Origin of the sequence: Vibrio spartinae (assembly GCF_024347135.1) — a bacterium.
In the GTDB taxonomy this organism is placed as follows: Bacteria; Pseudomonadota; Gammaproteobacteria; order Enterobacterales; family Vibrionaceae; genus Vibrio; species Vibrio spartinae.
Map to the genome: position 1 here is coordinate 3992233 of NZ_AP024907.1, position 11395 is coordinate 4003627.

Sequence of the window (11395 nt, forward strand, 5' to 3'; positions counted from 1 at the left end):
ATCGGAAAGAGACTTCTGATTTTATACGGGAAATCACCAATAGTTAAATCATCAGCAAAAATTTTTGAAGGGAAACAAAAAAGGCGACCTAAAGTCGCCTTTTTGAACGTCATAAATGGTTTAACGACGTTTTTTAACTAGCTCGATTACTCGTAGCTTAGCAATGGCTTTAGCCAGTTCACTGGCCGCCTGCGCGAAGTCCATACCGCCTTGCTGATTCTGAATGTTCTCTTCAGCACGACGCTTGGCTTCTTCCGCCTTTGATGCGTCTAGATCTTCACCACGAATGGCTGTATCAGCAAGTACCGTAGAGGTACTTGCCTGAACTTCCACTATACCACCAGAAACATAAATGATTTCTTCGTGGCCGTGCTGCTTCACAATACGCACCATACCGGGCTTTATAGCGGTCAGAAGCGGTGCGTGACCATGGTAAATACCAAGTTCACCTTCGCTACCGGTCACCTGAAATGTTTCAACCATGCCAGAGAAAATTTTCTTCTCAGCACTGACAACATCCAGATGAAAGGGTATTGATGCCATATCGCCTCCTAGTCAGCCTTATAGCTTCTTCGCATTCTCAACAGCGTCATCAATTGCACCGCAGTACATAAACGCTTGTTCAGGAACGTCATCATATTCACCGGAAAGGAGACCTTTGAAACCACGCAGGGTTTCTTTCAGAGAGACGTAAATCCCTGGGTCACCAGTAAATACTTCAGCAACGTGGTAAGGCTGAGTCAGGAAACGCTCGATCTTACGAGCACGAGCAACAACCAGCTTATCATCTTCAGAAAGCTCATCCATCCCCAGAATCGCAATGATATCTTTCAACTCTTTATAGCGTTGAAGTGTTGACTGAACACCACGAGCAACGTCGTAATGTTCCTGACCAACAACGAGTGGATCAAGCTGACGAGATGTTGAATCTAGCGGGTCAATCGCTGGATACAAACCCATTGCCGCGATGTTACGGTTCAATACAACCGTCGCATCCAAGTGGGCAAATGTTGTCGCCGGAGATGGGTCAGTCAAGTCATCCGCAGGAACATATACCGCCTGTACAGACGTGATAGAACCTGTTCTGGTTGACGTGATACGTTCTTGTAGCACACCCATTTCTTCTGCCAGTGTCGGCTGATAACCTACCGCGGAAGGCATCCGGCCCAGTAGGGCTGAAACTTCCGTTCCCGCCAATGTATAACGGTAGATGTTATCGATAAACAGAAGTACATCACGACCTTCGTCACGGAACTTCTCAGCCATTGTCAAACCAGTCAGGGCAACACGCAGACGGTTACCTGGTGGTTCATTCATCTGACCATAAACCATCGCTACCTTAGATTCTTCAGGGTTTTCGATGTTTACAACACCAGCTTCCTGCATCTCGAAGTAGAAATCGTTCCCTTCACGAGTACGCTCACCAACCCCTGCGAATACCGACAAACCAGAGTGTTGCAGTGCGATGTTATTGATCAGCTCCATCATGTTGACGGTCTTACCAACACCAGCACCACCGAACAGACCGATTTTACCCCCTTTTGCAAACGGGCAAATCAAGTCAATAACCTTAACACCTGTTTCTAAAAGTTCAGTCGCACTTGACTGTTCTTCGTAGCTTGGCGCTTCACGGTGAATTGAGTACATGACTTCTGCACCGATATCACCACGTTCGTCAATCGCATCACCTAAAACGTTCATGATACGACCTAACGTTTTAGTACCGACAGGTACTGAGATTGGAGCGCCAGTATTTTCTACTGTCATTCCACGACGTAAACCATCCGAGCTACCCATAACGATGGCACGAATCACGCCACCGCCTAGTTGTTGTTGTACTTCAAGAACCAAACGTTCTTTAGCCTCTACAACATTCAGAGCATCGTAAACACTAGGTACATCACTCTGTGGGAACTCTACGTCGACTACTGCACCAATGATCTGTACGATCTTACCTGTAGCCATCGTTAATCCTCTAAACTATTTATTTGACCTTCACTTAAACCGCAGCTGCGCCGCCCACGATTTCCGATAGTTCTTGTGTAATCGCAGCTTGACGCGCTTTGTTATACACAAGTTCCAGATCTTCAATCAGGTTACCCGCATTATCAGTTGCAGCTTTCATAGCAACCATTCGAGCCGCTTGCTCACAAGCAAGATTTTCAACTACCCCTTGATAAACCTGAGACTCTATATAACGTTGCAACAACATATCAAGTAGAGGTTTGGGTTCAGGTTCATAGAGGTAATCCCATGAATGCTCACGCTTTACTTCTTTACTGTCTGATTTAGGCAAAGGTAGCAATTGATCGATCGTTGGTTCTTGCACCATGGTGTTCACAAAACGGTTAAACACGACATAGAGGCGATCCAACTCACCTTCATCATATTTTTTCAGCATCACATTAACAGAGCCGATCAAGTCTTCCAGAGATGGAGAATCTCCTAATCCAGAAGTCTGAGCAGCAACTTTTGCACCGCTGTTATTGAAAAATGCTGTCGCTTTTGAACCGATAATGGCCAATTCAACGTCAACATTCTTCTCTGACCAGGATGTAATATCCAGTAGGGCTTTTTTGAACAAGTTAATGTTCAAGCCACCACACAATCCACGATCAGTAGAAATGATGATATAACCAACACGTTTGGCTTCACGCTCTTCCAGATACGGATGACGATATTCCAGATTTGCGTTTGCCACATGACCGATCACTTTACGCATTGTTTCCGCGTATGGACGGGAAGACTCCATTGCATCTTGACTACGACGCATTTTAGAAGCCGCTACCATTTCCATCGCTTTCGTAATCTTCTGAGTGCTTTTCACACTCCCGATTTTACTACGTATCTCTTTTGCGCCGGCCATCGTCACTCTCCATTAGTTGGTGGCAATCAAGCCACCGACTTTGATTACCAAGTTTGAGTTGCTTTAAACTCATCGACCAGCTTCTTCAGCTGCGCTTCGATGTCATCGTTATAAGCACCAGTCTTGTTGATCTCAGCTGCTAAATCAGCATATTGATTACGAGCGAACGACAGTAATGAGGCTTCAAAATCAAGGAGTCGATTTAACTCAATATCTCCAAGATAACCACGTTCCGCAGCAAAGATAACCAGTGCCTGTTCAAAAACGGACATTGGTGAGTATTGCTTCTGTTTCATCAGTTCAGTAACTTTCTGACCATGATCCAGCTGTCTCTTCGTCGTATCATCCAGATCAGAAGAGAACTGAGCAAACGCAGCCAACTCACGATACTGAGCAAGCGCGGTACGGATACCACCCGAGAGTTTCTTGATAATTTTCGTCTGAGCAGAACCACCCACACGAGATACCGAGATACCCGGGTCAACAGCAGGACGAACCCCCGCGTTAAACAATTCTGTTTGCAGGAAGATCTGACCATCTGTAATCGAGATTACGTTTGTCGGTACAAATGCAGAAACGTCACCAGCTTGAGTTTCGATGATAGGCAATGCGGTTAAAGAACCAGTTTTACCTTTCACTTCACCATTTGTGAATTTTTCCACATACCCAACACTGACACGTGATGCACGCTCAAGTAAACGAGAGTGTAAGTAGAATACATCCCCAGGGAATGCTTCACGGCCTGGTGGGCGCTTCAATAGTAGAGAAATCTGACGATAAGCAACTGCTTGCTTTGACAGATCATCATAAACGATCAATGCATCTTCACCACGATCACGGAAGTATTCACCCATTGCACATCCAGCATAAGGCGCCAGATATTGCAGTGCTGCAGATTCAGAAGCAGAAGCAACAACAACGATTGTATTCGATAGTGCGCCATGCTCTTCAAGCTTGCGTACAACGTTTGCAATCGTGGAAGCTTTCTGTCCAATTGCCACATAAACAGAATAAATACCAGAATCTTTCTGGTTGATAATCGAGTCAATCGCCATCGCTGTTTTACCAGTCTGACGGTCACCGATAATCAACTCACGCTGACCACGACCAATCGGAATCATTGAGTCAACCGATTTGTAACCAGTTTGAACAGGTTGATCAACCGACTGACGCTCGATAACACCAGGTGCAATCACTTCTACTGGAGAAGTTAATTTCGCGTCAATTGGACCTTTACCATCAATTGGCTCACCCAGCGTGTTGACCACACGACCAAGCATTTCAGGACCAACGGGTACTTCAAGAATACGACCTGTACCTGTAACTTTAGTGCCTTCCTTAAGGTCAGCATACGGGCCCATTACAACCGCACCAACCGAGTCACGCTCAAGGTTGAGTGCTAGGGCATAACGGCCACCCGGTAATTCGATCATTTCACCTTGCATCACGTCCTTCAGGCCGTGGATGCGGATAATACCATCGCTTACCGAGACGATAGTACCTTCATTGCGAGCTTCACTAACAACATTGAATTGTTCAATACGCTGTTTAATTAGATCGCTAATTTCCGTGGAATTAAGTTGCATTCTCCAATCCCCATCAAGACTGTAATACATCGCTCAGACGGCTCAAACGGCCATGTACTGAGTTATCGATGATTAAGTCTCCGGCTCGAATAATTACCCCACCGAGTAGGGCCTCATCTACACTGCAATTCAGCTTAACTTTGCGCTCGAGGCGCTGCTCCAGTTTGCTGCTGATCTCTGTTTTTTGTTCTGCGGAAAGCTCCGTTGCCGAAACAACTTCAACTTCCACCTGTTTTTCATGCTCTTTTTTCAACACAAAAAACAGTTCACAAACATCAGGGAACGCTCTTAAGCGCCCACTTTCAGCCATCACCCGAATCAGGTTCTGACCATATTCATCAAACTGTTCACCGCAAACAGCAACAAAAATTTCTGCCAACTTATCGGCAGCCATAGAACTACTCAGTAGTTCATGGATCTGTTCGTTTTTAGTGATTTCAGCAGCAAAAGTAAGCATCTCACCCCATTCGTTGAGTTGCCCTTTTTCTACTGCAAAGTCAAATGCTGCTTTAGCATAGGGGCGTGCTATTGTTGTCAAATCAGACATTTGCGCCCCCCTAGTTAAAGTTTAGCAGTAATGCTATCGAGAATATCTTTGTGCGCATCTTTATCAATAGAACGCTCAAGAATCTTCTCAGCTCCAGCCACAGCAAGAGTAGCAACCTGTTTACGCAAGTCATCTCTGGCACGAATACTCAAAGACTCAATTTCAGCTTCAGCCTGAGCAATCAAATGATTACGCTCAACAATGGCTTCATCTCTCGCTTCGTCAAGAATTTGTACTTTTCGCTTATTCGCCTGTTCAATGACTTCAGCCGCTGCTTGCTTGGCTTCTTTGATACGTTCAGAAGCATTCGCTTTCGCTAGATCAAGGTCTTTTTCAGCGCGCTCAGCAGCTGATAGACCGTCAGCAATCTTTTTCTGACGTTCTTCAATTGCTGCCATCAATGGTGGCCATACATATTTCATGCAAAACCAAACAAAGATAGCGAAGGCAATAGCCTGACCTAGCAGAGTTGCGTTTATATTCACCGCAGACTCCCTCTATGTTTGCAAATAATTAAAAACACCAGCCAATTCTATAGACACAAACCTACTGTGCTAACTTAGCCGGCAACCGCAAACATGACGTACAAACCTAGACCGACAGAGATCATAGGAATCGCGTCCACAAGACCCATCACGATAAAGAACTGAGTACGGATAAGTGGGATAAGATCTGGCTGGCGAGCAGCACCTTCAAGATATTTACCACCCAGCATACCGATGCCGATTGCGGCACCAATCGCTGCCAAGCCCATCATGATTGCCGCTGCAAGATACAGCAGATCCATGTTCAAGTTTTCCATTATTGACTCCAAGTTTTATACTAATTGAGTTTCTGATTGATTAAGTTGAATTAGTGATCTTCAGAAGCTTGAGACAGATAAACTATCGTCAATACCATGAAGATAAATGCTTGTAATGTGATGATCAGTATATGGAAAATAGCCCAAGGCACTGATAACACCCACTGTGACCACCATGGTAACAGTCCGGCAATCAATATAAAGATTAATTCACCCGCATACATGTTACCGAACAAACGAAGACCCAGTGATACCGGCTTCGAAATCAGAGTCACCCCTTCCAGAATCAAGTTGATTGGAATGAATGCCCAATGATTGAATGGCTGCAGTGTTAGCTCTTTTGCAAACCCGATTGGCCCTTTAATTTTGAAGCTGTAGTACAGAATCAAAACAAAGACCCCCAACGCCATTGATAGCGTAATATTGACATCGGCAGAAGGAACGACACGAAGATTGTTAATTCCAACTAAGCTTGCTGCATGAGGAAGAAAATCTACCGGGATCAAGTCCATTAAGTTCATCAGGAACACCCATCCGAAAATGGTTACCGCCAATGGAGCAATTAACGCACTTTTTCCGCTGAATACATCTCTGACAGTCCCGTCTACGAATTCAACGAGCATCTCGATGAAACATTGTAGTTTTCCGGGTACACCACTTGTTGCATTTTTTCCGACTCGAAAAAACAGCCAAAGCATGCCAGCCCCTAAAAGCACAGAGACAACCATCGAGTCTATATTCAGACTCCAAAAGCCATCCCCTGAACTTAAAAAGGTCAGGTGGTGAGAGATATATTCTTGAGAGGTTAGAGTGGTTTCACCTGAACCAGACATTGAATATCCTATCTATTCACGGTTGATTGAAAAAAATGACGTTACGAACTGCACCACACTAGCCAGACAATAAAACACAATAAGAAACCCGGCATTTATGTCGATTTCCCTAAAAATAAACACTAAAACGCCAGCGGTCATCATTAATTTGTATAGATTGCCCATATATGCACGACCAACATCCAGACCCGCATTGTCTTCGCGGCTCAACTTTCTATGCATATATAAATTTGCCAATAGTGAAGGTACGATGTACGTAAGTCCCCCAAGAAAAGCGGAAAAACCACTTTTCTCATCCAGCACATAGCCGACAATGGTAGCTAATACTATGAAAAAGGCTAACTGCCACAAAAATGACAGAATAAACCATTTATTTAACATAAGTTACCACCCGTTAACTATAGGCCGATTATACATCCGCCTTTACCTTTTACAATAAAGTCGGACCTACAATTCCTCTAGATACATCACAAAAAACCATAAAATGTAAATCAATGATTGCAAAAATAAACATCTCGGTTCTATGAATTATGACTCTAGCTTTGCAGTCAATGATTGCAAAATTTCTTCCAAAGCTTGGCTGTCAGCAACACTGATGGTGATTTTCCCTTGCCCTTTATCAGACAAGTTCACAGAAACTTTAGCCTGCAGCATTTCACCCAATCTATCAGATAAATTCAATGCATGATTCGTTACAATCGGTTTCTGTATTTCAGGTTTCGGTGACAGCGCTTTTTTGACCAGTTGCTCTGTCTGACGAACGGTTAACTGCTTTTTCGCGACCTGACTGGCAATCTCAGCCTGAGCCTCACCCTCTAACATCAACAGCGCACGCGCATGACCCATTTCTATTTTTTTCTCAGCAACCAATGATTTAACAACATCATCGAGCTGATTCAGGCGCAATAAATTCGTCACCGTCGTTCGGGATTTACCAATCGCATCCGCAACTTGCTGGTGGGTCAGTTTAAACTCGTCTTGCAACCGTTCCAGCGCTTGAGCTTCTTCAATCGCGTTCAGATCTTCCCGCTGAATATTCTCAATCAGAGCCATGGCGATTGCAGCACGATCTTCCACATGTTTGACTAAGCAAGGGACTTGCTTGAGACCTGCGTGTCTGGCAGCTCGCCACCGCCGCTCTCCGGCAATAATTTCATAATTTCCGTTATCAATCGGCCGCACAACGATCGGTTGGATAATTCCCTGTGCCTGAATCGAAGCCGATAGCTCTTCCAAGGTTTCAGGAGAGACATCTTTCCGGGGTTGGTACGCACCGGGTCTCAGGTGGGTAATAGCAATTTCAGCCAATTCACCGTCAGATGACATTGTTTGACTCTGGGTCGCCACTTGTTGCTTTTCTCTTGCCATAGAACTTGTCGAAAGCAACGCATCCAAGCCTTTTCCTAAACCACGTTTAGACATGTAAGCGGATTCCTTTTTGGTTATACAATGACTTCATCTCGGCGCAACATCTCTCCGGCTAATGCGAGATAGGCTTTGGCACCAACAGAATATTTATCGTAATACATTGCTGGTTTACCATGACTTGGCGCTTCGGCAAGACGAACATTACGTGGGATAACGGTACGATACACTTTATCACCAAAGTGCTGTTTTAATTGATCGGATACCTCATTGGAGAGTCGATTACGGGGATCGTACATCGTTCTCAGTAACCCTTCGATTTTCAGATTACTATTCACGACAGCTGCCAACTTACTAATGGTATCCATCAGAGCCGTTAATCCCTCAAGCGCGAAATACTCACATTGCATTGGTACTAAAACAGAATCCGCAGCAGCCATCGCATTGATTGTAAGGAGGTTAAGAGAGGGAGGACAATCAATAAAGATGAAATCATAGTTATCACGAACCGAAGAGAGTACGTTTTTCAGCCGGACTTCACGGGCAAAAACTTCCATCAGTTTTATTTCCGCAGCAGTCACATCACCGTTTGCAGCAATCAAATGATAATGGCCAGTTGTCTTTTGACAAACCACTTCCTGAAACGGTACTTCCTCAACTAATAAATCGTAAGCGGTATAATCGATCTGATACTTATCAACACCACTTGCCATTGTTGCGTTGCCTTGCGGGTCAAGATCAATCACTAATACCTTACGTTTCGTTGCCGCCATAGAGGCGGCAAGATTGACACAAGTCGTTGTTTTACCAACACCGCCTTTTTGGTTGGCGATTGCTACTATTTTTCCCACGGCATGCCTCGTTGTCTATTCCTTGCGCGATAAGATTACAAGATGACGCTCACCTTCGAGTTCAGGAACGGCTAAAGATTGGGTATCCGTCACAAAACACCATTCAGGCAGCGAATCTATCTCATCATGCGGTAATTGTCCTTTCAATGCCAAAAAAACACCGCCATCCGCTTTGGGGAGGTGGTGACACCAATTTACCATATCTACCATGGAAGCAAATGCTCTGCTGAGCACACCATCAAATTTATCTTCCGGCTGGAAATCTTCAACCCTACTTTGAACCGGTATCACGTTATGAATATTCAATTCATAAACCACCTGTTTAATAAACCGGATCCGTTTTCCTAAGCTATCCAGCAAAGTAAAGCACTTATCAGGGTTCATAATTGCAAGTGGAATACCGGGCAAACCAGGCCCTGTTCCGACATCGATAAAGTGATTACCGGGTAAGTGAGGACTTACAACGATACTATCCATGATATGTTTCACCAACATGTCTTCCGGATCGCGAACCGATGTCAAATTATAAGCTTTATTCCACTTATTCAAGCGCTCAACATATCCGAGCAAAAGCGTCATCTGATGTTCACTTACCGTGAGATCTGTCTGTGCAATCAACTGCGTCAGACGTGCTGCCAGCGTCCCCATATTATGCTGCCTCTCCCTTCTTAAGCATCCCATTTTTCTTGAGATAAACCAGCAAAATCGAAATAGCTGCCGGTGTAATACCCGAAATACGTGATGCGATACCAACCGTTTCTGGTTTTGCTGCGTTCAGTTTTAGCACCACTTCATTCGATAGCCCATTGACAAGGCTATAATCGAGATCAATCGGCAGTTTGGTACTTTCATGGCGCAATGATTTTTCGATTTCATCTTTCTGCCGCTGAATATACCCCTCATACTTGACCTGAATTTCAACCTGCTCAGCAGCCTGATGATCATCTAATGCCGGGGAATACTGCGGTAAGCTCGTCAGTAAATCATAGGTCATTTCCGGGCGACGTAATAAATCTTCACCGCTGGCTTCTCTGGAAATCGGCGTTTTGAGCATCTCATTCAGAGATTCAACCCCTGTTGATTCAGGATTGACCCAGATATCTTTTAAGCGTTGACGCTCACGGGCCATATTTTCGATTTTTTGGTTGAAGCGGGCCCAGCGTATATCATCAACCAGACCCAGCTCGCGCCCTTTTTCAGTCAAACGCAAGTCGGCATTATCTTCTCGGAGTAACAGACGATATTCAGCGCGTGAGGTAAACATCCGGTAAGGTTCGCTGGTACCGAGGGTTGATAAATCATCGATCAGAACCCCCATATAGGCTTGATCACGACGTGGATTCCAGCCTTCTTTCTCTTGAGCGTACAAACTTGCATTCAAACCTGCCATCAAACCTTGTGCAGCAGCTTCTTCGTACCCCGTCGTACCGTTGATCTGTCCGGCAAAAAATAGCCCTTGAATAAATTTGGTTTCATAGGTCTGTTTTAAATCACGCGGATCAAAGAAATCATACTCAATAGCATATCCCGGGCGAACGATATGTGCATTTTCAAAGCCTTGCATAGAACGCACGATCTGCACCTGAACATCAAACGGTAAGCTGGTGGAGATCCCGTTTGGATATAATTCAGTTGTTGTTAAGCCTTCCGGTTCAATAAAGATCTGATGGCTATTTTTGTCTGCAAACCGCATCACTTTATCTTCGATTGACGGGCAGTAACGTGGACCAATACCTTCAATGACTCCCGCATACATCGGACTACGATCCAGATTATTGCGGATCACATCATGAGTTTTCTCATTGGTATAAGAGATGTAGCACGGAATTTGATCCGGATGCTGATCACGGCGACCTAAAAATGAAAAGATCGGGGTGGGATCATCACCATGCTGTACCGCTAACTGTGAAAAATCGACTGAACGTGCATCGATCCGGGGCGGTGTCCCTGTTTTTAGACGATCAACCCGGAATGGTAATTCACGTAACCGCTGTGCCAACGCGATCGACGGTGGATCACCGGCACGGCCACCAGAATAGTTTTCCATACCGATATGGATCTTGCCACCCAAAAATGTGCCCACGGTGAGTACTACCGCTTTGGCGTGGAATTTGAGCCCCATTTGGGTTACAACACCGATCACACGATCCTGCTCGACGATCAGATCATCAGCAGCTTGCTGGAACAACATCAGATTCGGGGTATTTTCTAATGCATGGCGTACATATGCCTTGTATAACGCTCGATCTGCCTGAGCTCTTGTTGCTCGTACAGCCGGACCTTTTGAAGCGTTCAGTGTTCTGAACTGAATACCTGCATGATCGATCGCTTGGGCCATAAGCCCACCTAAAGCATCAACTTCTTTAACCAGATGCCCCTTCCCGATCCCACCAATGGCTGGATTGCATGACATCTGTCCTAACGTGTCAATATTATGCGTTAGGAGTAATGTTTTTTGTCCTGTGCGTGCAGATGAGAGAGCGGCTTCCGTTCCAGCGTGACCGCCACCAACCACAATGACGTCAAAATTTTCGTGATAAAGCAT

General features: G+C 45.0%; 13 protein-coding genes. All 13 read right to left on the reverse strand.

All coding sequences use genetic code 11. The annotated features are described in order from the left end of the window. Positions 1-120 precede the first annotated feature (120 nt). The 13 genes from OCU60_RS17735 to mnmG all read right to left on the reverse strand — a co-directional run bounded on the left by OCU60_RS17735 (position 121) and on the right by mnmG (position 11395). On the reverse strand, positions 121-543 hold the full coding sequence (locus OCU60_RS17735; protein ID WP_074373980.1) for a F0F1 ATP synthase subunit epsilon: 423 nt from the start codon (positions 541-543) through the stop codon (positions 121-123). 18 nt (positions 544-561) lie between these two features. Continuing rightward, positions 562-1965: a F0F1 ATP synthase subunit beta gene (gene atpD / locus OCU60_RS17740; protein ID WP_074373981.1), complete on the reverse strand. Its 1404-nt coding sequence runs from the start codon at positions 1963-1965 to the stop codon at positions 562-564. Positions 1966-1999: 34 nt separating this feature from the next. Then, complete coding sequence (gene atpG / locus OCU60_RS17745) at positions 2000-2866, reverse strand: F0F1 ATP synthase subunit gamma (RefSeq protein ID WP_074373982.1); 867 nt, start codon at positions 2864-2866, stop codon at positions 2000-2002. A gap of 44 nt (positions 2867-2910) precedes the next feature. Continuing rightward, on the reverse strand, positions 2911-4452 hold the full coding sequence (gene atpA, locus OCU60_RS17750; RefSeq protein ID WP_074373983.1) for a F0F1 ATP synthase subunit alpha: 1542 nt from the start codon (positions 4450-4452) through the stop codon (positions 2911-2913). A gap of 13 nt (positions 4453-4465) precedes the next feature. After that, entirely contained in the window at positions 4466-4999 is a 534-nt protein-coding gene (gene atpH / locus OCU60_RS17755) for a F0F1 ATP synthase subunit delta (RefSeq protein ID WP_074373984.1), read from the reverse strand. A gap of 14 nt (positions 5000-5013) precedes the next feature. Further along, positions 5014-5484, reverse strand: coding sequence for a F0F1 ATP synthase subunit B (gene atpF, locus OCU60_RS17760; protein WP_074373985.1), 471 nt, complete (start codon positions 5482-5484; stop codon positions 5014-5016). Between the two features lie 74 nt (positions 5485-5558). Beyond that, complete coding sequence (gene atpE / locus OCU60_RS17765) at positions 5559-5801, reverse strand: F0F1 ATP synthase subunit C (RefSeq protein ID WP_021021406.1); 243 nt, start codon at positions 5799-5801, stop codon at positions 5559-5561. A 50-nt stretch (positions 5802-5851) separates the two neighbouring features. Then, a complete protein-coding gene (gene atpB, locus OCU60_RS17770) occupies positions 5852-6634 on the reverse strand; it encodes a F0F1 ATP synthase subunit A (protein WP_074373986.1) in 783 nt (260 codons plus the stop codon). A 12-nt stretch (positions 6635-6646) separates the two neighbouring features. Next, the gene (locus OCU60_RS17775) at positions 6647-7015 is read right to left on the reverse strand and encodes an ATP synthase subunit I (protein WP_074373987.1); all 369 of its coding nucleotides are present in this window, start codon (positions 7013-7015) and stop codon (positions 6647-6649) included. A 147-nt stretch (positions 7016-7162) separates the two neighbouring features. Beyond that, positions 7163-8056, reverse strand: coding sequence for a ParB/RepB/Spo0J family partition protein (locus tag OCU60_RS17780; RefSeq protein ID WP_074373988.1), 894 nt, complete (start codon positions 8054-8056; stop codon positions 7163-7165). Positions 8057-8076: 20 nt separating this feature from the next. Then, on the reverse strand, positions 8077-8850 hold the full coding sequence (locus tag OCU60_RS17785) for a ParA family protein (RefSeq protein WP_074373989.1): 774 nt from the start codon (positions 8848-8850) through the stop codon (positions 8077-8079). Positions 8851-8865: 15 nt separating this feature from the next. Further along, positions 8866-9498, reverse strand: coding sequence for a 16S rRNA (guanine(527)-N(7))-methyltransferase RsmG (rsmG, locus tag OCU60_RS17790; RefSeq protein ID WP_074373990.1), 633 nt, complete (start codon positions 9496-9498; stop codon positions 8866-8868). Between the two features lies 1 nt (position 9499). Then, a complete protein-coding gene (gene mnmG / locus OCU60_RS17795) occupies positions 9500-11395 on the reverse strand; it encodes a tRNA uridine-5-carboxymethylaminomethyl(34) synthesis enzyme MnmG (RefSeq protein ID WP_074373991.1) in 1896 nt (631 codons plus the stop codon).